This is a genomic window from Microbacterium sp. LjRoot45, from assembly GCF_964253325.1.
GTDB lineage: Bacteria > Actinomycetota > Actinomycetes > Actinomycetales > Microbacteriaceae > Microbacterium.
Genome location: NZ_CAXUQM020000001.1, coordinates 2,904,057 through 2,927,970, shown reverse-complemented (window position 1 = coordinate 2,927,970; position 23,914 = coordinate 2,904,057). Strand labels below are relative to the sequence as shown.

The window sequence follows — 23,914 nt, the reverse complement described above, 5'->3', positions numbered from 1 at the left end:
GGCGGTGCGGAGCGCCCACCCCCCGGGGCGCTCCGCACCCCCTTCCCCCTCGACCCCGCCCCCGTCACCCCCTTCCCCCTTCCCCGTCACGAGAGCTCTCCATGACGCACGATCCGCTCCTCGCGCTCGCCCGCCGGCTGCCGCCGATCGACGGCTTCCCGACGATCGACGAACTGCGCGCCGACCTGCTGGCTTGGCGCGACGAGAACCCCGACCGCATCCGCCACGCCGTCATCGGCCAGTCGCGTCTCGGCTCGCCGATCGATCACTTCACCCTCGGCGACGGTCCGCTGCAGGTCGTCATCGCCGGCGGCGTGCACCCGAACGAACCCATCGGGTTCCGCACGGTGCAGCACCTCGTCCGACTCCTCCTGGAGGCGCCCGAGCTGTCCGCCCTCGACGCCACGTGGCACATCGTGCCCTGCGCCGACCCCGACGGCGCGCGTCTGAACGAGTCGTGGTTCGGCTCGGCCGATCGTCTCTCGTACTTCACCGGGTTCTACCGCCCCGCCCCCGCCGAGCAGGTGGAGTGGTCGTTCCCCTTCGACTACAAGCAGGCGTGGTTCGACCACCCGATCCCCGAGACCCGCGCTCTCATGGCGCTGTTCGACCGCGTTCGTCCCGACGTCTTCGTCGGCCTGCATAACGCCGAGTTCGGCGGGGTGTACTTCTACCTGAACGAGCACGACACGACCCTCGCCCGCGAGCTCCGCGACCTTCCCGCGGCGTTCGACCTGCCGCTGGACGTCGGCGAGCCCGAGATGGACGGGCTGGCCCGGCTCGACGACGCGGTCTTCCGCGCCCCTCTCGCCCGCGAACGCTACGACCATCGCGAAGCGCTCGGACTGCCCCCGGAGACACGCTCGGGCGGGGCCGGCACCGCCGACTACCTGGAGCGCTACGGCACGACGACGATGATCGCCGAGCTCCCGTACTGGACGCATCCCGACGCCGCCGACACGACACCCACGTCGCGCGTGTACCGCGACGTCATCGCCGAGAAGGCCGACGCGCTCGAGGAGCTGAACGTCCTCCTGGGGCGGATCCTGGATGCCGTGCGCCCGGCGCTGGTGATCGATTCGCCCTTCCGCCGCGCCAGCGAGGCGTTCGCGCCGGGCATGGGCGAAGCCGCGCGCGCCGAGCGTGCCCGCCTCGCGGACCCCGCCCTGGACCGCCCCGCGACGGTCGCGGAGGTCTTCGGCAACCGCGAAGTCGCGCGCACCTTCCGGCTCCGCTTCGGCGGCATCCTTCGTCGTGCACTCGCCGTCGAGGTCGAGGCCGGCGTGGCCCGCGAGGCGGTGCGGTCGGCCTCGATCGAGCTGGAGGGCATCTTCCGGGAGTGGCTCGCCGCAGAAACCGACACCGACCTGGTACCCGCTCCCGTGTCGGCGCTCGTGGGTGTGCAGCTGGCTGCCGTGCTGGCGACGGTGAGACGGAGGCACGGATGATCCTCGCGCGCCGCATCGGCGCTCGCATCGCGGAGTTCGCCCTCGTCTTCGTCGGCGTGACGTTCATCATCTACGCCACCGTGTGGGCGCTCCCGGGCGACCCGATCGCGGCGCTGGGCGGCGATCGCCCGCTGCCCGACAACGTCGTGGCGCAGCTGCGGGAGCAGTTCCACCTCGACGATCCGCTCTGGCAGCAGTACCTGCGCTACCTCGGAGGTCTGTTCACCGGCGACCTCGGCACGACTTTCTCGGGCGTTCCCGTCGCCGACCGGATGGCCTCGCGCTGGCCCGTGACGATCACGCTCGCCCTGACGGCCTGGGTCATCGAGGTCGTCATCGGGGTGGCGCTCGGCCTGATCGCGGGACTGCGCCGCGACAGCGCGATCGACCGCACCGTGCTGTTCGGCACGATCCTCGCCACCTCGATCCCCATCTTCGTCGTGGCCGTCTCCGCCCAGCTCGTGTTCGGACTCCATCTGGGCTGGCTGCCGATCGCGGGCACGGATGCCGGGTGGCCCGTCGCCTATATCCTCCCGGCCACGGTCATCGCGCTGTTCGGCCTCGCCTCGATCGCCCGCCTGATGCGCGGCAGCGTCATCGACTCGATGGAGTCCGACTTCGTCCGCACCCTGCGGGCCAAGGGGATGCCAGGCCGGCGCATCGTCGGGCTGCACGTCATGCGAAATTCGGTGGCCCCCGTGCTCACCTTCGTCGCGATCGACCTCGGCTTCCTGCTGGGCGGAGCGGTGGTGGTGGAGGGCATCTTCAACCTCCCCGGCATCGGTCAGCTGCTCTTCAGCGCCATCCGGACGCACGAAGGTCCGACCGTCGTGGGGGTGGGGACGACGCTGATCCTCATCTTCCTCATCCTCAACGTGGTGGTCGACCTCCTCAACTCACTGCTGGACCCTCGGAGCCGTCATGACTGAGACCGCCGCGGCCGCCCTCGAACACGTCACCGTCAGCCGGGGCGTGTGGACGAGCCTGCGCCGCCGTCCCCTGTTCTGGATCAGCGCCGCCATCCTCGCCGTGCTCGCCGTGATCTCGCTGTTCCCGGATGCCGTGGGCGGGCTGTTCGGTCAGCCCGATCCGCGCGCGTGCGAACTGCGTGACAGCAAGCTGCCCCCGAACGCCGCGCACGTCTTCGGCACCGATCTGCAGGGCTGCGACATCTACGCGAACGTCATCCACGGGGCGCGCACGTCGCTGTTCATCGGTGTGACTGCCACGGTCATCGCCCTGGCGATCGCGATCGTCGTGGGCACCCTCGCCGCCTACTTCGGCGGCTTCGCCGACATCCTCATCTCGCGCCTCACCGACGTCTTCCTCGGCTTCCCGTTCATCCTCGGCGCGATCATCGTGCTCAACAGCGTGGGGGAGCGCACGCCGTTCGTCGTGGCGGTCGTGCTGGCGGCGTTCAGCTGGCCGACGCTGGCGCGGCTCGTGCGCACCTCGGTGCGCACCGTGCGGAACATGGACTACATCAGCGCCGCGCGGGCCATGGGCATCTCCCACACGCGCACCCTCGTCATGCACGTCGTGCCCAACGCGATCGGACCGGTGCTCGCGATCACCGCGACCATGGTGGGCAGCATCATCGTGGCCGAGTCGACCCTCACGTTCCTCGGCGTCGGCCTGCGATCGCCCTCGATCTCGTGGGGGCTGCAGATGGCGAACGCCCAGTCGTACTTCGGGAGCTCCCCGCACATGCTCGTCTTCCCCGCCCTCTTCCTCAGCGTGACGGTGTTCGCGCTCATCACCCTTGGCGACATCCTGCGGGATGCGCTCGACCCGAAAGGACGCCGACTGTGACCGTCACCTCTCCCGATGTGGATACCCGTCGACGGGATGCCGTGCGCAGCGCGGCCGAGTACGCCGCGCGGTGGTTCGCGTACGCCGGCGAGCACCGCGAGGTGCCCGGCATCCAGGCGGCGATCCGCTACCGGGGCGAGCTCGTCCTGGAGTTCGCCTGGGGCTCGGCCGACCTCGAGACCGGCGAGCAGCTGACCCCCGAGAGCCTCTTCCGCATCGCGTCGCATTCGAAGACGTTCACCGCGACCGCGGTCTTCCAGCTGGCCGAGCGCGGCGCGCTCCGCCTCGACGACACGGTGTCCCAGTGGGTGCCCGAACTGGCCGATTCCGACCTGGCATCCATCACGGTGCGTGAGCTGCTCGCCCACCAGGGAGGTGTCGTGCGCGACGGCCGCGACGCCGACTACTGGCAGCGCGGGGCGGCCTTCCCCGACCGGGAGCGCATCGTCGACATCTGCCGGACCGAGGGACGCATCTTCGCCCGCAACGAGCACTTCAAGTACTCCAATGTCGCCTACTCGGTCCTGGGGCTCATCATCGAAGCGGCCTCGGGGACCGACTACGACACCTTCACCCGCGAGAACATCTGCCGGCCGCTGGGCCTGGAGCGCTCGGGCTCGGAGTGGCAGTCGGCGCGGGCAGACGAGTACGCCGCCGGTCACACCGCCCGCTTCGCGCTCAAGGGCGCGCGGCGCGTGATTCCGCACGTCGACACGCGGGCGATGGCCGCGGCGACCGGGTGGTTCTCGACGGCGACCGAGACGAGCGCCTACCTGGCCGCCCACGCGCTGGGCGATGACCGCCTGCTCGGCGACGACAGCAAGCGTCAGGCGCAGTACCGCGTCTCCCGCATCGACATCGGCGGCGCGCACCGGCACTACGGCCTCGGCTTCGAGCTGTTCGAGCTCGACGGCGACCTGCTCGTCGGGCACAGCGGCGGCTACCCCGGCCACATCACCCGCACGTGGCTCGACCCGAAGAACGACCTCGTCGTGAGCGTCTTCACGAACGCGATCGACGGACCCGCCGACACGCTCGCGACCGGCGCCGTCTCGCTGCTGCGACTGGCGCTGTCGCACGCCGACGACGACGACCGCGTCGACGGGGTCGAGGGGCGCTACGCGAGCCTGTGGTCGGTGCTGGATCTGGCCCACCTGGGCGGTGCGACCTTCGCGCTCCACCCGCAGCTGGACGACCCCGCCCGCTTCGCCGAGAAGGTGGAGACGGATGCCGACGGCACACTCCGTATGCCCGCCCGCGCCAGCTTCGGCGCGGCGGGCGAGCCGGTCGAGGTGGCGCGAAGCGGCTCGGGTGCGGTGGAATCGATCACGTGGAGCGGCATGACGATGTGGCCGTTCGACGTTTTCACCGACGCGATGGCTCAGCCCGAGCCCGGGCGGCTCCTGGAGGGGATGGCACTGTGACGGATCCAGGCACGGACGACGTGGCGACCCTCGATCTGCCCGAGGAGCTGCGCACCTTCGTCGAGGACTTCGCCTTCGCGTGGGGAGCTGCCGGCAACCCCCGCATGGACGGCCGCGTTCTGGGGCTGCTCCTCATCGTCGATCGCCCGTTCCTCTCGTCGGCTCAGATCGCCGACATGCTCGGCGCGAGCGCCGGTGCCGTTTCGATGTCCACGCGGGCGCTCGTGAGCCTCGGCTTCCTCAAGCCGCACTCCCTGCCGGGCGACCGCAGTCGCTACTTCCGCGTCGAGGAGGACGTCTGGGGCAGCTTCCTCGCCGGAGAACGCGACTACGCCCGTCGCATCACGTCGACGATCGAGTACGGACTGGATGCCGTGGCGCCCGACGCCGTGGGCCCGCGCACGCGGCTCAACAACGCGCGGCGCTACATGGTCTGGCTCGTCGGATATCACCGCAAGATGCTCAGCGACTGGGAGGCCTACCGGGACTCCGGCGCCGACGAGGACGACGCCTCGTGAGCGGCGCGCTGCTGGAGGTGGCCGGTCTGTCGGTCGACTTCGTCGTGGGAGCCGAGACGGTCCACGCGGTGCGCGACGTCTCGTTCACGCTGGATCGCGGCGAGGTGGTGGCGCTCGTGGGGGAGTCGGGTTCGGGCAAGAGCGTGACCGCCCTCTCGCTCGTCGGCCTGCTTCCGCGCGGGGCGCGTGTGCGCGGCACTGCACTGCTCGACGGCGATGACCTCCTGGCCATGAGTCCCGCTCAGCGCGAGGCCGTGCGCGGCACCCGCATCGGCGTCGTCTTCCAGGACCCGGGGAGCGCCCTCGATCCCGTTTTCACGATCGGTTCGCAGATCGAGGAGATGCTGATCGTCCACCGACCCGGGATGACCCGGTCGGAGCGCCGCGCGCGAGTGATCGAGCTGCTGGAGCAGGTCGAGATCGCCGATCCTGCGTCTCGGCTCGGGAGCTACCCTCATCAGCTGTCCGGGGGCCAGGCCCAGCGCGTCATGATCGCGATCGCGCTCGCGTGCGATCCCGAGATCCTCATCGCGGACGAGCCGACGACCGCGCTCGACGTCACCGTGCAGCGGGAAGTGCTCGACGTGCTCCGGCGGCTGCGTGACCGCATCGGCACCTCGATCATCATGATCACCCACGACATGGGGGTCGTCGCCGACATCGCCGACCGGGTCGTGGTCATGCGCGACGGACGCGTGGAGGAGTCGGCGGGGGTGCGTGAGCTCTTCGCCGCGCCGCAGGCCGACTACACGCGGCGGCTGCTGGCCGCCGTCCCACGGCTCGGTGCTCCCGAGCGTGCCGTGCCGGCCGCCGAGACGGCCGTCCTCGAGGTCGACGCCCTCTCGGTCGTGTACGGGCGCGGAGCCCGCGCGGTCGCCGCCGTCGACGACGTGAGCCTCCGCGTCGGAGAGGGGGAGATCGTCGCCCTCGCCGGCGAGTCCGGCTCGGGGAAGTCGACCATCGGTCGGTGCGCGCTCGGGCTCGCGCCCATCTCGTCGGGCGCGGTCCGCATCGACGGCGTCGACCTCGCACGCGTGCGCGGTCGCCGCGCCGTGGCCGTCAAGAGTCGCGTCGGCGTGGTCTTCCAGAACTCCACCGCCGCGCTCGATCCGCGTCACACGATCGGCGACTCCATCGAGGAGCCGCTCCGCGTGCACGGCGGCCTGCGTGGCGCGGAGCTCCGGTCGCGCACGGCGGAGCTGCTCGACGCCGTCGGACTCCCGTCGGCGTGGCACCGGCGCTACCCGCACGAACTCTCCGGGGGCCAGCGGCAGCGCGTCGCCATCGCGCGTGCGATCTCGCTGCGGCCGCGCCTGCTGATCGCCGACGAGCCGACGAGCGCTCTCGACGTCTCCGTGCAGGCGACCGTCCTCGACCTCCTGCGCGACCTGCAGCGCGAGCTCCGCTTCGCCTGCCTGTTCATCAGCCACGATCTGGCCGTCGTCGACGAGCTGTGCGACCGGATCGTGGTGCTCCAGCGCGGACGGGTGGTCGAAGAGGGCTCGCGCGTCGACGTGCTGCGGAGGCCGCAGCATCCGTACACCCGAGCACTCATCGCCTCGTCGCCCGTGCCCGACCCCGTCGAGCAGGCCCGCCGACGCGAAGCGGTCCCGACGGGCTGACGCCCAGGCGCCTCGTCTACCCTGGATCCCATGGAAGACTCCACCCCCGTGCGCGCGACCGGCCCCCGTCAGGTGCGCCCGCGCACCGAGGGCTGGACGCAGCGCACCGACGCCGAGGGCAAGCCGCTGCTGCAGTTCGCGGCCCCCAAGCGCGGGATGCCCCCCACGCACCTGGCCGACCTGACGCCCGAACAGCGCGTCGAGCGCGTGAAAGAGCTCGGGATGCCGGGCTTCCGCGCGAAGCAGCTCGAGAAGCACTACTTCCAGCACTACACGTCCGACCCCGCGGCCATGACCGACCTGCCGGCGGCGGGGCGTGAGGAGTTCGTCGCCGCGATGCTGCCCCCGCTGCTCACCGAGGTGCGGCGGCTGGAGACCGACAAGGGCGACACGATCAAGTTCCTGTGGAAGCTCCACGACGGCGCCCTCGTCGAGTCGGTGCTCATGCGCTATCCGGGCCGCATCACGCTGTGCGTGTCGAGTCAGGCCGGATGCGGCATGAACTGCCCCTTCTGCGCCACGGGCCAGGCGGGTCTGACCCGCAACATGTCGGCGGCCGAGATCGTGGAGCAGATCGTCCGTGCCAATCGCCTCATCGCCGACGGCGGGTTCGGACGCGCGCACCACGAGGGCGAGCGCGTCACGAACATCGTCTTCATGGGCATGGGAGAGCCGCTCGCGAACTACAACCGCGTGCTCACGGCGGTGCGCGCCATGGTCGATCCGGCGCACGGACTCGGCATGAGCGCGCGCGGCATCACCGTCTCCACGGTCGGTCTCGTCCCCGCGATCAACAAGCTCGCCGCCGAGGACATCCCCGTGACGTTCGCGCTGTCGCTCCACGCGCCCGACGACGGCCTGCGCGACGAGATGATCCCCATCAACTCGCGCTGGAAGGTCGACGAGGCGTTGGATGCCGCGCGCAACTACTTCGAGAAGACCGGTCGCCGCGTGTCGATCGAGTACGCGCTCATCAAGGACATGAACGACCACGCGTGGCGCGCCGACCTGCTGGCCGACAAGCTCAACGCCCGCGGGCGGGGCTGGGTGCACGTCAACCCCATCCCCTTGAACCCCACACCGGGGTCGGTGTGGACGGCATCCGAGGTCCCCGTGCAGAACGAGTTCGTCCGCCGCCTGAACGACGCCGGCATCCCGACGACCCTCCGCGACACCCGCGGCAAGGAGATCGACGGCGCGTGCGGTCAGCTCGTCGCCACCGAAGAGGACAAGGCCGCCGCGACTCGCGCCTGAGCCTGTCGCCGAGCGATTCGTCGGCGTCATCGTGCGGGTCAGGGAGCGCTCGACCCGCATTACGGCGCCGACGAACGTCGCGCCCACCCCCCCTCCCGCGGGACTAGCGTGGACACATGGTCAACTATCGCTATCTCGGCAACAGCGGCTTCAAGGTCTCGGAGATCACCTACGGCAATTGGGTGACGCACGCTTCTCAGGTCGGCGACGACGCCGCCATCGCGACCGTCCACAAGGCGCTCGATCTCGGGATCACCTCCTTCGACACCGCCGACACCTACGCCAACACGGCGGCGGAGGTCGTGCTCGGCAAAGCTCTGAAGGGGCTCGAGCGTGCAGAGTACGAGCTCTTCACGAAGGTCTACTGGCCGATCGGCAAGAAGGGGCCGAACGATCAGGGCCTGTCCCGGAAGCATGTCTTCGACGGCATACACGGCTCGCTGCGCCGTCTGGGCGTCGACTACGTCGATCTCTACCAGGCGCACCGCTACGACTACGAGACCCCGCTCGAGGAGACGATGCAGGCATTCGCCGACATCGTCCGTCAGGGCAAGGCGCTCTATATCGGCGTGAGCGAGTGGACGGCCGAACAACTCCGCGACGGTCACGCCCTCGCGAAGGAGCTGGGCTTCCAGCTGGTGTCGAACCAGCCGCAGTACTCCGCGCTGTGGCGCGTCATCGAGGGCAAGGTCGTCCCCACCTCGGAGGAGTTGGGCATCTCGCAGATCGTCTGGTCGCCGATGGCGCAGGGCGTGCTGTCCGGCAAGTACCTTCCCGGACAGCCGGTGCCCGAGGGGTCCCGCGCGACCGACGAGAAGAGCGGGGCCAACTTCATCCAGCGCTTCCTGCAGGACGACGTGCTCGAGGCGGTGCAGCGATTGAAGCCCATTGCGGCGGATGCCGGACTGACGATGCCGCAGCTGGCGATCGCCTGGGTCCTGCACAACCCGAACGTGGCCGCGGCCCTCGTCGGCGCCTCGCGCCCCGAGCAGCTCGAGGACTCCGTCAAGGCCTCCGGTGTCGTCCTCGACGACGACACGAAGGCCGCGATCGATGCGGCCCTCGCTCCGGCCGCCGTCACCGACGTGGAACTGACGTACACGGTGTCGCCGAAGAGCCGTCCGGCCTGATCGGACGGATGCCGTATGCCCGCGACGAGCGCCGGCATCCTGCTCTATCGCCTCGACGAGGCGGGCGGGGTGACGGTGCTCGTCGCGCATATGGGCGGACCGTATTGGTCATCGAAGGGCAAGGGGGCGTGGTCGATCCCCAAGGGCGAGGTGGAAGACGGTGAGGGCATGCTCGATGCAGCCCGCCGCGAGTTCCGCGAGGAGCTCGGCGTCGAGCCTCCCTCGGCATCCGACGTCTCATATGCCGAACTCGGCACATTCGCGTACTCGTCGGGAAAGCGGGTGACGGTCTTCGTCGCCGACGGTGCGTCCTTCGCGCCGACGGAGTTCACGTACGGCACGTTCGAGATCGAGTGGCCTCCGCGCTCGGGGCGGCGGGCGACCTTTCCCGAGGTCGATCGAGCCGAGTGGATGCCGGTGCCCGCTGCACGCGAACGCCTCGTCGCGGGACAGCGTCCCGCGCTGGACCGCCTGGTCGACCTGCTGCGTGAGGCTCGCTGAGTCCCCGCCGTCGGTCGCGTCGGGGAACCCGGACCGCGCACCCCTATAGATGGGGGTTGCCCCGCGGCCGCGTCGGCGCAGCGGCCCCTTAGTAGTACGGGCTTTCGGGCGTTCGGCTTGATCGTGGCGTCTCCGGCCGTGTTTGCTGTGACTGCTCACGCACGTCGACGCACGGACGCTCCCCAATCCGATCGGGCGTCGACTTCGCTGCGGGCACGCGAGCGCCGATCGGGGGATCGGCGGCCCTGCCGAGCGACTGGGCATGCCGGGGCGGGCTTCCCCAGCCCCGCCCCGGCTCCCCCCCCCTGCGCGCAGCGCGGGCGAAGACTAGTGTGTGCGCTGAACGCACCCGCGACGAGGTGGCTGGAGGGCGGATGAACATTCGCATCGGCATCATCGACGACCATCCCGCGATGGTCCTCGGCACCACCGCGCTGTTCGCCGCCGAACCGGGCGTCCAGGTCGCCGCCAGCGGAGCGACGGTGACGGAACTGTTGACGTGGCGGCTGAAACTCGACGTCGTCCTGCTCGACCTCGTCCTCGCCGACGGCAGCTCTCCGGCCGAGAACATCCGTCGGCTGCACCCCGTTGGCGCGCGCGTGCTCGCCTACACCTCGGGTGACCGGGCGCACCTGGTGCGCGAGGCGGCGCGAGCGGGCGCGATCGGCATGATCCGGAAGACCGAGGACCCGGCGGCCATCGTCGCCGCCGTCCGCCACGCCGCTGCCGGCGAGCCCGTCGCGACAGTGGACTGGGCGGCGGCTCTGGACTCCGACGTGCCGTTCGTGAGCTCCAAGCTCACCTCGCGAGAGGCCGAGGTCCTCACCCTGTACGCCTCGGGGGAGACCGCCGATCAGGTGGCGGCGGCCCTGTTCGTGTCGACCGCGACCGTTCACGACCACATCCGTCGCATCCGGGCAAAGTATGCGGCATCCGATCGCGCCGCCCCCACGAAGGTCGATCTGTTCCGTCGAGCGGTCGAGGACGGGCTCGTCCCGCCGCAGTAGGCCGGCACCCGCGACCAATACCCCCATCACTGCGGGTGTGCTCGCGCGAGCACTCCGGGTGTAGACCCTGAGCGCTGAGGGATTCCCCGACTTCCGCTGGGTCGTGCTCGTCGGTGCTCCCTAGGGTCGTGCAGGCACCGCGAGCCGACCGGCGAATCACGCGCACCCCCGCATCTGATTCACCTGGGGGAAAGAGCGTGAGATTCGGAAGCCTCGCTCGTCTTCATCCATAGGCACTCCTCCACGCGCGCCGCGCGTCATGGGTGCTCGACGCGTCGACACCGCCGCGTCCTGGCCTCCGGAACCCGAACCCGAATGCGAACCGAACCCGAATTCAGAGTCGCACCGCCACACCAGACCGCCACACCCCAGACCCCCACCAACCCGTCATCACAGAGAAAGAGCAGTGCAGTCATGAATCACTCGATCCGAAACCGCCGCGCCGGCCGCTGGGCCGCCGCAGCGGGGGCAGCAGCCCTCGCGCTCGTCGGAGCGGTCGCCGCTGCGGCGCCCGCGATGGCCGCGACGCCGTACGACCTCCCGGACGGTCCGGGCTCGCTCACCATCCACAAGTTCGAGCAGCCGTCGCCCGTCGGCGCCGCCAACGACAGCGGTGAGCCGATCGACACGACCGGACTCGTGGCCCTCGGCAACGTCGAGTTCACCGTGTACCCGATCACCGACATCGACCTCACGACCGAGGCGGGTTGGGACCTGGCGAACGACTACGCGGCAGACCCGTCGCTGGCCACCGCGCTCGGCACCCCGATCGTCCTCACCACGGCGGCCGACGGCTCGACGCCGACGCAGAGCCTCCCCAACGGGGCCTACCTGGTCGTCGAGACCGACTCCTCGGGAGCGACGCTGCCCGACGGCTCGCCCGCCAACGTCATCCTCGAAGCGGCGCCGTTCGTGGTGACCGTTCCCGTTCCGCTCGGCAACGGCGAGTGGAACTCCGACGTCAACGTGTACCCGAAGAACTCGCTCACTCAGGTCGCCAAGACTGTCGACGACCCCGACGGTTCGGGTCTCGGCTCGACGGTGACCTGGTCGATCGAGGCCACCGTCCCGGCCCTCCCGGACGGCGAGTCGTTCACCGAGTTCCACTTCGTCGACACGCTCGACGGTCGCCTGGAGTACACCGCGCCCGCTCGCCTCACCCTCGACGGCACGCCGCTGACGTTCACCGAGACGCACGTCGGTGCGGATGCCGAGGGCCTCGGCGGCACGGTCACGGTCACCCTCGACGCCGCGAGCCTCGCCGCGCTGGAGGCCGCCCCGGGCGGCTCCCTCGTGCTCGAGCTCGACACGATCGTGCGCGGCACGGGCGACATCCCCAACACCGGCACCGTCTTCATTAACGAGCCGACCACGGGCAACGGCACCGACACCAACACGGTGAACACCTACTGGGGCGCGGTCGAGATCCTGAAGCACGCTGAGGGCGACGTGAACGCGGTCCTCACGGGCGCGGTCTTCAGCGTGTACCCGACGGAGGCCGACGCCAACGCCGGCACCAACGCCATCGTGGTCGACGGTGAGACCACCTTCACCACCGCCGCCGACGGCACCGTCGTGATCCCCGGGCTGTGGGCCGGAGCCGATGCCGCCGGTTCGGTCACGTACTACCTCAAGGAGCTCGAGGCACCGGACGGCTACATCACGTCGGGTACGCCGATCCCCGTCGTCGTCTCCGCGGCATCCCTCGCCACCCCGGTCGAGGTCGCCGTTCCCAACCCGCAGGAGCCGGCCATCAGCCTGCCCCTCACCGGTGGCAACGGCACCCTGGTGCTGATGTCGGCGGGTGTCGGCCTCGTGGCCCTGGCCGTCGGTCTGGCGGTCCTCGCCGCCCGTCGCCGCCGCCACGCGGACGCAACGCTGAGCTGATCGGCTCGAGCACCGTTCGATGAACACCGGCGGCGGGGACCAGTTCCCCGCCGCCGGCTTCGACAGGACACGTCATGACTTCTTCCGTCTCCACGGGACGTCGCGCTCGGCGCGAACGGCGCAGGCCGAGCCGCCTGGTGCCGTTCCTCGTCGCGGCGATCTTCGTCGTCGGCGCGGTCACGCTCCTCTACCCCACGGCAGCCGCGTGGATCACGCAGTATCAGCAGTCGCAGATCATCGCGGCCCTGTCGGACGAGGTCGACCAGCTCCCGGCGGAAGGACTCGGTGCGGCACTCGAGGCCGCTCACGCGTACAACGCGCGGCTCACGGGCGAGGCGGTCGTGGGAGCGAACGCGAACGTTCCGACCGCAGAGGCCGAGGAAGACGCGGAGAGGCCGTACGGCGAGCAGCTCGTCGCAAACAGCGGCGGACTCATGGGTCGCTTGAAGATCCCCTCCATCTCCGTCGATCTCCCGATCTACCACGGCACGAGCGACCTCACGCTGCTGCGCGGCGTGGGGCACCTGGAGGGCACGTCGCTCCCCGTCGGCGGCACGTCCACGCACTCCGTACTCACGGCGCATCGCGGTCTCGCCAGCGCCGAGCTCTTCACGAACCTCGACCGCGTCGAGGTCGGCGACACCCTCACGATCGAGATCTTCGGCGAGACGCTCACGTACCGGGTGCGCCAGACACAGGTGGTCGAGCCGACGGAGACCGAGACGCTGCGTCCGGTCCGCGGCGACGACCTCGTCACCCTCGTCACCTGTACTCCGCTCGGAATCAACACCCAGCGCATCCTCGTCACGGGGGAGCGCATCACGCCCACGCCCATCGAAGACGTGAAGGCGGCGGGCCAGGTGCCCGACATCCCCGGTTTCCCCTGGTGGGCCGTGCTCCTCGGCGCGGTCGTTCTCGCCGCCGCACTCTACGTGTGGCTCGCCGGCCGGCCGCGCCGACGAACGGCGGATGCCACAAAGCCCCCCGAGCCGACGCCCCCCGAGCCGACGCCCCACGAGCCGACGTCCACCGAGCCGACGCGCACCGACGCGGATACCGGCGACACCGGCAGCGATAGCGATGACAGCCGTTCAGACACCGGTCCCGCCACCGACACGGAGGTACACGCCCTCCTCCGTCCTTGACTCTCCGCACCGGCGCCTCCCCAGCCGACGGTGCGGAGCCGGAGCGTCCTTTTCGGGAAGGCGCTCCTGAGGGGCCGGTCGTCCCTGCGATACCGGCCCCTCACTTTCTCCACCCGACCACGACCCCGACTCCCACCCGAGCCCACCCTCTGGTTCCGCACCGATCCCCACCCGGTCCTGCACAGATCGCAACGATCCCGACCCGATCCGACGAGACGTGACACACCTGGCGGATGTCGGCGGGTGGGAGCACACTGGCCGCACGCACGCACACACCCACACACCCACACAGAGAAGGGCGACCGACATGGCGCACGGAGACATCACCCACATCGACATCCCGGTCTCAGACCTCGCGAAGGGCGCCGCGTTCTACTCGACGCTGTTCGGCTGGCAGCTCGCGGAGATGCCCGGCTTCGAGGGCTACCCCATGTGGCAGGCGCCGAACGGCATCAGCGGCGGAGGTCTTGCGCCCCGGTCGGAGGGGTTCACCCAGCCGCGCTCGTACGTCGAGGTCGACTCCATCGATGACACGATCGCCCAGGCAGAGGCCGCCGGCGGCTCCGTCGCGCTCCCCAAGGACAACATCACCGAGACCAGCTGGTGGGCCGTGATCGTCGATCCCGACGGCAACCACATCGGCCTCTTCGAGGGCACGACGGGCCTCTAGCCCGCACGCTCCGCTTCGCGGGTGGTCACGCCACGCCCTGCTCGTCGGTCGCCGCGCCCGCGCTCGGCGCGTCGACTCAGCGCTTGCGCGACGGTGCCGCCGACACGTCGAGCACCTCGTGGTGGCCGCTGAGCGACGACCACGCACTCGCCGTCCCGGATGCCGCGTGCTCCGCCGCGCGCACCGCACGCTCGTCCGCCCACTCGTTGAGCACGTGCCCGCGGTGGCCGCGTACGTGCTCGAGCACGACGTCGGGGAGTCCCGCCGCTCGACGTGCGTCGCGCGCGACGATCAGCTGCTCGAGCAGGTCGCGGTTCTTGGTGGGCGCGCCCGTAGAGGTCTTCCACCCGCGGCGACGGTGCGCATCCATCCACGACGAGTAGGTGTCGATCGCGTACTTCGAGTCGGCCTGCACGACGAGTTCGCGCACGGCGGGATGGTCCTCGATGGCCTTGAGAAGACCGAGCAGTTCGCCGATGTTGTTCGTCCCCTCGGGGAGCGACCCGGCCGCCCAGTGACCGTCCTCACCGACCCAGGCCCAGCCCGTCGGTCCGGGGTTGCCCTTGCACGCGCCGTCGGTGGCCACGACGTATCGGGAGGTCTCGCTCACTCGGACAAGGCTACCGGCGGCGCGACTGGCGTTCGGCCTGCCACTCGTCGGCGAGGAGTGGCATCCGCTCGGCGAGGTAACGCAGGAAGTCGGCGACGTCGCGCGCACGGGCCACCGACAGGGGAGCGTCGACGTTCTCGTCGGCGATGTCGTCCATCGCTGCCGCGAGCGTCGCATACATCGGCGCGTTCGCCGTGATCATCCCTGCCCACGCGTCGTCGACGAGGTCGTAGCGGTCGCGACGCTCACCCGGCTTCGACACCCGCTGGATGAGCCGCATCGACACGAGATACCGCACGGCGCCCGAGACCGCGGCGGGCGACACTCCCAGTCGTTCGCCGAGTTCGGCGGCGGTGTATCCCGCGTCGGGGGAGCCGACGAGCGCCATCATTACGCGGGCCGGCATGCGCGACATCCCCGCGGCTGCCAGCAGGGCTGCCGCCTGCTCGGCCGGTGCGGTGCCGGGATGATCCCCCATGTTCTGACCCTAACCCGCCGGGGCGAGCTCACGCCGACGCATGAGGGCGAGGGATGCCGTCGCTCCGGCTGCCGTCGCCACGAGGAGCCACCACAGTCCGCGGAGATCGACGTCCTCCCCGTCGACGAGCGGAGTCACAGCGATCGGGGAGACGTGGACGAGCCACTCGGGGAACTGGAACAGCGGCCCGAAGAGGCCGAGGACCATCGCGACGAGCACGAGCGTCCACCCTGCCGGGATCGTGAGTCTGGGCGCCACGACGAACAGGAGCGCCGTGACGACGAGGAACACGGATGCCGCGGCGACCTGCCCCACACCGGTGATCACGACCGTCCGCATCAGTGACGCGTCGCCGTCTCCGCCGGCGATACCCGCCGCCGCACCGAGGACCCCCGCTCCGATGACGGCCGTGATGCCGAGCAGCGCGACCGCCAGGTAGCCGGCGAGCCAGCGCACACGGTGTACGGGGGCCGACAGGAGTGGTTCCGCCGTGCCGTGCGCCTCCTCCTGTCGTGCTCGGCAGACGGTCTGCACCGCTACGCACGCGGCGAACACTCCAATCATCGTGAAGAACGTCGTGACCGTTCCCTGGGCGATGCTTCCCTGACCCGCGATCTGTCGGAGGACGTCCTCGACGGCGGGGTTCGTCGCGCCGACCTCGGCGACGATCGAGGCGAGCGACGTCGACAGCACACCGACGAGGAAGCCGCCGATCGCCCAGCCCAGCAGTGCGCCGCGGGTGAGTCGCCACACCAGCCCGACCGGGTGGGAGAGCAGCGCGGACCCCTCTGCGCGGCCGCGACGTTCGCCGAGGAAGCTGCTGCCCAGGTCGCGGACCGACGCGAGAGCGACGGCGATCGCCGCGAGCGCGAGACCCACGAAGAGGCACAGGTACACCGGGCCCCATTGGTCGGCGTCGAACGCGCGGGTGTTCTCGCCCCACCCGAACGGCGACAGCCACGTCACCCATGAGCTCTCCATGCGCGTCAGGTCGTCGCTCGGTGTGCCGAGGGCGTTGCCCGTCCCCGCGAGGACGAACGTGACCAGCACCGTCCAGACGGAGGCGCTGTTGGCGGCCCGCGACGAGCGGACGAGCGGTGCGGCGAGTAGCCCGACACCGAGGAACACGACGCCGACAGCACCGGCGGCGACCCCGGCGAGTGCCGCTCCGGATGCGTCGAGGCCGACGGCGATCAGCGCCCCTGCAATCAGGGCGGCGAGCAGAGCGTTGGCGAGGATGCCGTGCACGACGGTGGTGACGATGGGAAGCGTTCGACCGGCGGGCGTCGCCGCGACGAGCTCGGCGCGGCCCGCCTCTTCATCGCCGCGCGTGTGCCGTACCGCGAGGAACGTGCTCATGAAGGCGGCCAGCAGCGCAAGCCAGGGGAAGATCAGGAACACGATGAATGCGCCCGGTGCCGTGCCCGACGGCAGCCCGCGGAACAGCAGGATGACGGGGTTCGCGAGGGCGGCCGCGAGGAGCGATGTCCGATCGCCCTCGCTGCCGTACGTCCCGTCCACCCCTGCATACGCAGCGAACGCCAGCAGGCCCGCGCCCCCGGCCCACAGCGCGACCTGCGCACCGTCCCGACGTGCGCGCTGCCCGAGAAGGACGCGAACACGGTTCATCGCGCGTCGCCCTCGAGCGCTGCGAGGTCGTCGCCGTAGTGACGCAGAAAGAGCTCCTCCATCGAGGGGGGAGCGACCCGGAGCCCCACGACACGACGCTTCGCCAGCTCTGGAAGCGTGTCGGCGACGGCGTCGCTGTCGACGCTGAAACTCACCCGCCCGTCGGCTGCGGCGACGTCGTGCGCGCCGGGGATGCCGGCGGCGGCCGTGGCATCCGGGGCCTCGAACGAGATCTGGGTGCGTGTGAGGTGACGCAGTTCGGCGAGCGTGCCGGTCTCGACGACCTGACCCGACCGGATGATCGAGACCCGATCGCACAGCTGCTCGACCTCCGAGAGGATGTGGCTCGACAGCAACACCGTGGCTCCGGCCTGCCGCACGCGCTGGATCTCCTGCCGGAACATCACCTCCATGAGCGGGTCCAAACCGCTGGTCGGCTCATCGAGGATGTACAGATCGGCGGGCACGGCGAAGGCGGCGATGAGTGCGACCTTCTGCCGATTCCCCTTGGAGTAGGTGCGGCCCTTCTTGCGCGGATCGAAGTCGAACACCTCCGAGAGGCGTTCCTTCTCGGCGCGGTAGGCGGCATCGTGACGCCGGGCGCCGCGGAGGCGTGACAGGAGATCGATCGCCTCGCCGCCGGTGAGGTTCGGCCAGACGCTCACGTCTCCGGGGACGGAGGCGATGCGCCGGTGCAGGTCGACGGCGTCGCGCCAGGGATCGCGACCGAAGACGGTGACCTCGCCGGCGGTCTTTCGCGCCAGCCCGAGGAGGATGCGGATCGTCGTCGACTTCCCGGCTCCGTTGGGTCCGAGGAATCCGTGGATCTGGCCTTCGTCGACACGGAGGTCGAGGCCGTCCAGAGCGTGGGTGCGCGTGTAGATCTTGGTGAGCCCGCTCGTGCGGACGACAGTGGTCATGCTCCGGAGGCTACACCGATTTCACAAATTTGTGAATATACGGATGCCGGAGGATCGGGCCGGATCTCCATCAGTGCGAGTCTCCTCGCTGTGTATGCATCATGCGCATGATGCGCAGCTAAAGTGCCACATTCCCTGGCTTGTGTATACAGTAGAAGGGTCGAATCGGCGGAGGGAGCCAGCGATGCGAGCGAGCGACCGGGCGTACGCGACCCTCCTCGACGAGATCCAGTCGGGCACTCTGCCCGCCGGCGCCGTGCTGGCTGAGGTGGAGCAGGCCACGCGACTCGGCGTCAGCCGCACCCCGCTGCGCGAAGCCCTCAGCCGGCTCGCCGCCGACGGACTGGTCGCCCAGGCCTCACCGCGCGTCACCGTCGTCACGGCGATCGACGCCGACGACATCCGCGAACTGTTCGAACTCCGCCGGGCCCTCGAAGAGAGCTCCGCTCGACTGGCCGCGCGCCGGGGTGATCCGACCGTGTTCGCCGCCCTCGCCACGGAGTTCTCGGCGGTTGACCCGAGCGCCGCGCCCGACGACTACTACGCCCTCATCGCGCGCTTCGACGCGGCCGTAGACACCGCCGTCGCCAACGACTACCTGACCGCCGCCCTCCGCACCGTGCGTACCCACCTCGTGCGCGTGCGTCGCCTGGCGCGTGACCGGCCGGCGCGGCTGACGGCATCCGTCGCCGAGCACCGGGTCATCGCCGACGCGATCGCCGCCGGAGACGGAGACCTCGCCGCGCACGCCACGCACGTCCATCTGCACAACGCCCTGACCGGCATCCTCGACTCCCTGGAGGCAACCCCATGACCGTCGCCCACACCGTCCGCGTCCACCGCAGCGACGAGAACCTCGCCCGGGAGGACCAGCTCGCGCACAAGATCGCGGAGGTCGCCGTCGATCCCGTCGCCGTCGATCATGACGTCGTCGACATGATCATCAACCGGATCATCGACAACGCGGCCGTCGCAGCCGCCTCGCTCACGCGTGCCCCCGTGAGCGCCGCGCGCGCCCAGGCCCTCGACCACCCCGTCTCGCGCGGCGGGGAGGGCGCGAGCATCTTCGGCGTGCCGAGCGACACGGCCGAGACCCGCACGAGCCCGGAATGGGCGGCATGGGCCAACGGTGTGGCGGTGCGGGAGCTCGACTACCACGACACCTTCCTCGCCGCCGACTACTCCCACCCCGGCGACAACATCCCCCCGATCCTCGCCGTCGCCCAGCACGTCGGCGCCGACGGCGCAGCGCTCGTGCGCGGCATCGCGACGGGATACGAGATCCAGATCGACCTCGTGCGGGCGATCTGCCTCCACCGCCACAAGATCGACCACGTCGCCCACCTCGGCCCCTCGGCGGCGGCGGGCATCGGCACCCTGCTCGGGCTCGACGTCGAGACGATCGAACAGGCCGTCGCTCAGGGCCTGCACACGACCACCGCGACCCGGCAGTCCCGCAAGGGCGAGATCTCCACGTGGAAGGCCCACGCTCCGGCTTTCGCGGGCAAGATGGCCGTCGAGGCGGTCGATCGTGCGATGCGCGGCGAGACGTCGCCCAACCCGATCTACGAAGGCGAGGACGGCGTGATCGCTTGGCTCCTCGACGGGCCCGAGGCGTCGTACGAGGTTCCCCTCCCCGCGCCGGGCGAGCCCAAGCGCGGCATCCTCGACTCGTACACGAAGGAGCACTCGGCCGAGTATCAGGCGCAGGCGTGGATCGACCTCGCGCGCAAGCTCCACAGTGCGCATCCGGAGCTCGTAGACCCGGCGAACGTCGCCTCGATCGTGCTCCACACGAGCCACCACACCCACTACGTGATCGGCTCGGGCGCGGGCGACCCGCAGAAGTACGACCCGACGGCGTCGCGCGAGACGCTCGATCACTCGATCCCGTACATCTTCGCGGTGGCGCTGCAGGACGGCGGCTGGCATCACGTCGACTCGTACACGCCGGAGCGCGCCTCCCGTGCCGACACCGTGGCGCTGTGGCAGAAGATCACGACGGCCGAGGATGCCGAGTGGACGCGCCGCTACCACTCCGACGATCCCGCCGAGAAGGCGTTCGGCGGACGCGTGGAGATCACGCTCACCGACGGCTCGACTCTCGTCGACGAGATCGCCGTCGCCGACGCGCACCCGCTCGGGGCCAGGCCGTTCGCGCGCGCCGACTACGTGCGCAAGTTCCGCCTCCTCGCCGAGCCCGTGCTGGAGCCGGCCGAGATCGACCGGTTCCTCGCGCTCGCCGAGCGCCTGCCCGAGCTCACGGCCGACGAGGTGCGCGCGCTCGGATTCGTCGCCCGCGCGGGCGTGCTCGACGCGGCGCCGCGACCGTCGGGACTCTTCTGATGCTGCGTTTCGTCTCGCTGCGCTCGCTCAACGACCGGACCCCGGCCCCGGTCGTTGAGCGAGGAGCGCAGCGACGAGACGAAACGCCCGAACCCGCGAGGAGCTTCTGATGCTGTACTCCACCGTCCCGGCCACCGAGAAGCGTCGGCGGCTCCGCGAGCGGCTCGCCGCGGGCGAGCTGCTGCAGTTCCCCGGCGCGTTCAATCCCCTCTCCGCGCGCCTCATCGAGCGGAAGGGCTTCGACGGGGTCTACATCTCGGGGGCGGTGCTGTCGGCCGACCTCGGCCTCCCCGACATCGGCCTCACGACGCTCACCGAGGTCGCCACTCGCGGCCAGCAGATCGCGCGGATGACCGACCTTCCCGCGATCATCGACGCCGACACCGGCTTCGGCGAGCCGATGAACGTCGCCCGCACGATTCAGACCCTCGAGGATGCGGGTGTCGCCGGCGCGCACATCGAAGACCAGGTGAATCCCAAACGGTGCGGCCATCTCGACGGCAAGGCGGTCGTCGACGCCGACACCGCGATCAAGCGCATCCGCGCGGCCGTCGACGCCCGCCGCGACCCGGACTTCCTCATCATGGCGCGCACCGACATCCGCGCCGTCGACGGACTGGACGCCGCGATCGATCGGGCGAAAGCACTCGTGGATGCCGGAGCCGATGCGATCTTCCCCGAGGCCATGCGCGATCTGGGCGAGTTCGAGGCGATGGCCTCGGCGCTGGGGGTGCCGGTTCTCGCCAACATGACCGAGTTCGGCAAGTCCGAGCTGTTCTCCTCGGCGCAGCTGCGGGACGCCGGAGTCGCCATCGTCATCTGGCCGGTGTCCCTCCTGCGCATCGCGATGGGCGCGGCCGGCCGTGCACTGGATACGCTGACCGAAGACGGACACCTCACGTCGAAGCTGGGAGAGATGCAGCATCGCGCCGACCTGTACGACCTCATCGACTACGAGCAGTACAACCACTTCGACCAGGACATCTTCAACTTCCAGATCGACACTCCCGGTCGTTGAGCGAGCCGAGCGAGACGAAACGCGTTTGGTCTCGTCGCTTCGCTCCTCGCTCCTCGCTCAACGACCGGAACGACAGAAGGGCTACGCCATGACCGACATCAAGAAGGGGCTGGCCGGCGTCGTCGCCGACGTCACCGCCATCAGCAAGGTCAACCCCGACACGAACTCCCTGCTGTACCGCGGGTACCCCGTGCACGAACTGGCGGCGACGCAGTCGGCCGAGGCGGTCGCGTACCTGCTCTGGCACGGCGAGCTGCCTGACGACGCGCAGCTGGCCGAGCTCCGCCGCGTGGAGCGCTCGCACCGCGCGCTGGCCGACGATGTGCGTGCCGCGATCGAACTCACTCCGCTCGATGCGCATCCCATGGACGAGGTGCGCACCGCCGTCAGCGTGCTCGGCGCCCGTGACCTCGCCGGCACCGGGTCGGTGCTCGACGCGAGCGGAACGCGCGAGGACAACCTCGCCCGCAGCATCCGCCTGTTCGCCGCCCTGCCGGCCATCGTCGCCTACGGGCAGCGCCGCCGGCGCGGGCAGGAGCCGATCGCCCCGCGCGACGACCTCGACTACGCCGCCAACTTCCTCTGGATGACCTTCGGCGAGGAGAGCGACCCCGTCGTCGTCGACGCGTTCAACCGGTCGATGATCCTCTACGCGGAGCACTCCTTCAACGCGTCGACGTTCACGGCCCGCGTCATCAGCTCGACGCTCAGCGACTTGTACTCCGCCGTCGTCGGCGCGATCGGTGCACTCAAGGGGCCGCTCCACGGCGGCGCCAACGAGGCGGTGCTGCACGTGTTCGACGAGATCGGCGACGCGGATGCCGTCGTGCCCTGGCTCGAGAAGGCGCTCGCCGAGAAGCGCAAGATCATGGGCTTCGGGCACCGCGTGTACAAGCGCGGCGACTCCCGGGTGCCGACGATGAAGGCGGCCCTCGACACGCTGATCGCCCACTACGACCGCCCCGACGTCGAAGCGCTCTACGCGACGCTGGAGGCGGAGTTCGTCGCGCGCAAGGGCATCTACCCGAACCTCGACTACCCGTCGGGTCCGGCGTACAACCTCATGGGCTTCGACACCCTGACCTTCACGCCGCTGTTCGTCGCGGCGCGCGTCGTCGGCTGGACGGCCCACATCATGGAGCAGACTGCCGCCAACGCGCTCATCCGGCCGCTGTCGGAGTACGTCGGTCCCGATGAGCGTCACATCGCGGGCTTCGTCGACGACGTCGGCACCGCCGCGATCTCGCTGCGCGAGGCGGAAGCCGAGGGCTGACATGGGCCGCACCGCCGTCATCGTCGACGCCGTCCGCACCCCGTCGGGGAGGGGCAAGCCGGGAGGAGCGCTGTCCGGCATCCATCCCGTCGACCTCGCCGCGCTCGTGCTGCGGGCCGTCCTCGAACGCAACGGCCTGGAGTCGGCGCAGGTCGACGACGTGCTGCTCGGGTGCGTCAGTCAGGTCGGTGAGCAGTCGTCGAACGTGGCGCGGCAGGCGGCGCTCGCCGCGGGTTTCGACGAGACGGTTCCGGCGGCGACGATCGACCGCCAGTGCGGGTCGAGCCAGCAGGCCGCGCACTTCGCGGCGCAGGGTGTCATGAGCGGGCAGTACGACATCGTCATCGCGGGCGGGGTCGAGTCGATGAGCCGGGTGCCGCTGGGGACGTCGTCCGCGGTCGGCGGATCGCCGGTGTCGCCCCTCCTGCGCGCGCGGTATCCCGAGGGCCTCGTCAACCAGGGGGTGTCGGCCGAGCTGATCGCGCAGCGCTGGGGCTTCACGCGCGACGACCTCGACGCGTTCGCGGCGGAATCGCACGAGCGAGCGACCGAGGCGACGGATGCCGGGCTGTTCGCGAGTCAGCTGCTCGAGGTCGACGGGGTCGCCGCCGACGAGACGGTCCGGCGCGGCACGACGACCGCGGGGCTCGCGGGGCTTCCACCGGCCTTCCGCACGCCGGAGACGTCGGCACGGTTCCCCGAGGTGGACTGGCGGATCACGGCGGGCAACTCCTCCCCCTTCACCGACGGGGCATCGGCGGTGCTCATCATGGCCGAGGAAACTGCCCTCGCGCTGGGCCTCACGCCGCGCGCGCGGTTCCACGCGTTCGCGGTCACGGGTTCTGACCCCCTCCTCATGCTCACCGGTCCGATCCCCGCGACGCGGCGCATCCTGTCGCGGGCCGGGCTGTCGATCGACGACCTGGATGCCTACGAGGTCAACGAGGCGTTCGCGTCGGTACCGCTCGCCTGGGCGGCGGAGCTGGGCGCTGATCCGGCGCGGATGAACCCCTGGGGCGGCGCGATCGCGCTGGGCCACGCGCTCGGGTCGAGCGGCACGCGGCTCCTCGGCACGCTGGTGGCCCACCTCGAGCACACGCGAGGCCGGTGGGGTCTGCAGACGATGTGCGAGGGCGGCGGCATGGCGAACGCGACGCTCATCGAGCGCCTCTAGCCGCGGATGCCGGCGGCCGCGCACGCATGAGGGCTTTCTCACGCGCGA

At 70.5% G+C, this 23,914-nt stretch carries 22 protein-coding genes; 18 read left to right on the top strand and 4 right to left on the bottom strand.

Annotated elements, in window-relative coordinates:
• Positions 1–101 precede the first annotated feature (101 nt).
• From ACSQ18_RS13830 to ACSQ18_RS13770, 13 genes are all read left to right on the top strand, one after another.
• Positions 102–1,448: a M14 family zinc carboxypeptidase gene (locus tag ACSQ18_RS13830; RefSeq protein WP_436037994.1), complete on the top strand. Its 1,347-nt coding sequence runs from the start codon at positions 102–104 to the stop codon at positions 1,446–1,448.
• Positions 1,445–2,377: an ABC transporter permease gene (locus ACSQ18_RS13825; protein WP_144806441.1), complete on the top strand. Its 933-nt coding sequence runs from the start codon at positions 1,445–1,447 to the stop codon at positions 2,375–2,377. The genes ACSQ18_RS13830 and ACSQ18_RS13825 overlap by 4 nt, the downstream gene beginning before the upstream one ends.
• Positions 2,370–3,260: an ABC transporter permease gene (locus ACSQ18_RS13820; protein ID WP_436037993.1), complete on the top strand. Its 891-nt coding sequence runs from the start codon at positions 2,370–2,372 to the stop codon at positions 3,258–3,260. The genes ACSQ18_RS13825 and ACSQ18_RS13820 overlap by 8 nt, the downstream gene beginning before the upstream one ends.
• Positions 3,257–4,684 (top strand): serine hydrolase domain-containing protein, encoded by a 1,428-nt coding sequence (locus tag ACSQ18_RS13815; protein ID WP_436037992.1) that lies wholly within the window; start codon positions 3,257–3,259, stop codon positions 4,682–4,684. Before ACSQ18_RS13820 ends, ACSQ18_RS13815 begins: the two co-directional genes overlap by 4 nt.
• On the top strand, positions 4,681–5,202 hold the full coding sequence (locus ACSQ18_RS13810; protein WP_436037991.1) for a GbsR/MarR family transcriptional regulator: 522 nt from the start codon (positions 4,681–4,683) through the stop codon (positions 5,200–5,202). The genes ACSQ18_RS13815 and ACSQ18_RS13810 overlap by 4 nt, the downstream gene beginning before the upstream one ends.
• Positions 5,199–6,824, top strand: coding sequence for an ABC transporter ATP-binding protein (locus ACSQ18_RS13805; RefSeq protein WP_436037990.1), 1,626 nt, complete (start codon positions 5,199–5,201; stop codon positions 6,822–6,824). Before ACSQ18_RS13810 ends, ACSQ18_RS13805 begins: the two co-directional genes overlap by 4 nt.
• A gap of 30 nt (positions 6,825–6,854) precedes the next feature.
• Positions 6,855–8,078 carry a 23S rRNA (adenine(2503)-C(2))-methyltransferase RlmN gene (gene rlmN / locus ACSQ18_RS13800; protein WP_436037989.1) on the top strand — a complete coding sequence of 408 codons (1,224 nt, stop codon included), beginning with the start codon at positions 6,855–6,857 and terminating at the stop codon, positions 8,076–8,078.
• 116 nt (positions 8,079–8,194) lie between these two features.
• A complete protein-coding gene (locus ACSQ18_RS13795; RefSeq protein WP_144806434.1) occupies positions 8,195–9,208 on the top strand; it encodes an aldo/keto reductase family protein in 1,014 nt (337 codons plus the stop codon).
• A gap of 15 nt (positions 9,209–9,223) precedes the next feature.
• The gene (locus ACSQ18_RS13790) at positions 9,224–9,709 is read left to right on the top strand and encodes an NUDIX domain-containing protein (RefSeq protein WP_436037988.1); all 486 of its coding nucleotides are present in this window, start codon (positions 9,224–9,226) and stop codon (positions 9,707–9,709) included.
• A 374-nt stretch (positions 9,710–10,083) separates the two neighbouring features.
• Entirely contained in the window at positions 10,084–10,716 is a 633-nt protein-coding gene (locus ACSQ18_RS13785) for a LuxR C-terminal-related transcriptional regulator (protein ID WP_436037987.1), read from the top strand.
• A gap of 414 nt (positions 10,717–11,130) precedes the next feature.
• Entirely contained in the window at positions 11,131–12,603 is a 1,473-nt protein-coding gene (locus ACSQ18_RS13780; protein ID WP_436037986.1) for a SpaH/EbpB family LPXTG-anchored major pilin, read from the top strand.
• 74 nt (positions 12,604–12,677) lie between these two features.
• The gene (locus ACSQ18_RS13775) at positions 12,678–13,748 is read left to right on the top strand and encodes a class C sortase (protein ID WP_436037985.1); all 1,071 of its coding nucleotides are present in this window, start codon (positions 12,678–12,680) and stop codon (positions 13,746–13,748) included.
• Between the two features lie 307 nt (positions 13,749–14,055).
• Positions 14,056–14,418 carry a VOC family protein gene (locus tag ACSQ18_RS13770; RefSeq protein WP_436037984.1) on the top strand — a complete coding sequence of 121 codons (363 nt, stop codon included), beginning with the start codon at positions 14,056–14,058 and terminating at the stop codon, positions 14,416–14,418.
• 76 nt (positions 14,419–14,494) lie between these two features.
• Here ACSQ18_RS13770 and ACSQ18_RS13765 read toward each other — a convergent pair whose 3' ends face one another.
• The 4 genes from ACSQ18_RS13765 to ACSQ18_RS13750 are packed head-to-tail and all read right to left on the bottom strand — an operon-like array spanning position 14,495 to position 18,055.
• Positions 14,495–15,028: a ribonuclease H family protein gene (locus tag ACSQ18_RS13765; protein WP_144806428.1), complete on the bottom strand. Its 534-nt coding sequence runs from the start codon at positions 15,026–15,028 to the stop codon at positions 14,495–14,497.
• A gap of 10 nt (positions 15,029–15,038) precedes the next feature.
• On the bottom strand, positions 15,039–15,506 hold the full coding sequence (locus ACSQ18_RS13760; RefSeq protein ID WP_144806427.1) for a GbsR/MarR family transcriptional regulator: 468 nt from the start codon (positions 15,504–15,506) through the stop codon (positions 15,039–15,041).
• Between the two features lie 9 nt (positions 15,507–15,515).
• Positions 15,516–17,135, bottom strand: a complete 1,620-nt coding sequence (locus tag ACSQ18_RS13755; protein WP_436037983.1) for an ABC transporter permease — start codon at positions 17,133–17,135, stop codon at positions 15,516–15,518.
• The gene (locus ACSQ18_RS13750; protein WP_436037982.1) at positions 17,132–18,055 is read right to left on the bottom strand and encodes an ABC transporter ATP-binding protein; all 924 of its coding nucleotides are present in this window, start codon (positions 18,053–18,055) and stop codon (positions 17,132–17,134) included. Before ACSQ18_RS13750 ends, ACSQ18_RS13755 begins: the two co-directional genes overlap by 4 nt.
• Positions 18,056–18,239: 184 nt before the next feature.
• On the opposite strand from ACSQ18_RS13750, the gene ACSQ18_RS13745 reads away from it, so the two are divergent.
• The 5 genes from ACSQ18_RS13745 to ACSQ18_RS13725 all read left to right on the top strand — a co-directional run bounded on the left by ACSQ18_RS13745 (position 18,240) and on the right by ACSQ18_RS13725 (position 23,866).
• A complete protein-coding gene (locus tag ACSQ18_RS13745) occupies positions 18,240–18,869 on the top strand; it encodes a GntR family transcriptional regulator (protein ID WP_436037981.1) in 630 nt (209 codons plus the stop codon).
• The gene (locus ACSQ18_RS13740; RefSeq protein WP_436037980.1) at positions 18,866–20,401 is read left to right on the top strand and encodes an MmgE/PrpD family protein; all 1,536 of its coding nucleotides are present in this window, start codon (positions 18,866–18,868) and stop codon (positions 20,399–20,401) included. Before ACSQ18_RS13745 ends, ACSQ18_RS13740 begins: the two co-directional genes overlap by 4 nt.
• A 109-nt stretch (positions 20,402–20,510) precedes the next feature.
• The gene (gene prpB, locus ACSQ18_RS13735) at positions 20,511–21,419 is read left to right on the top strand and encodes a methylisocitrate lyase (RefSeq protein WP_436037979.1); all 909 of its coding nucleotides are present in this window, start codon (positions 20,511–20,513) and stop codon (positions 21,417–21,419) included.
• An 88-nt stretch (positions 21,420–21,507) separates the two neighbouring features.
• A complete protein-coding gene (locus tag ACSQ18_RS13730; protein WP_436037978.1) occupies positions 21,508–22,692 on the top strand; it encodes a bifunctional 2-methylcitrate synthase/citrate synthase in 1,185 nt (394 codons plus the stop codon).
• A gap of 1 nt (position 22,693) precedes the next feature.
• Positions 22,694–23,866: a thiolase family protein gene (locus tag ACSQ18_RS13725; RefSeq protein ID WP_436037977.1), complete on the top strand. Its 1,173-nt coding sequence runs from the start codon at positions 22,694–22,696 to the stop codon at positions 23,864–23,866.
• Positions 23,867–23,914 lie beyond the last annotated feature (48 nt).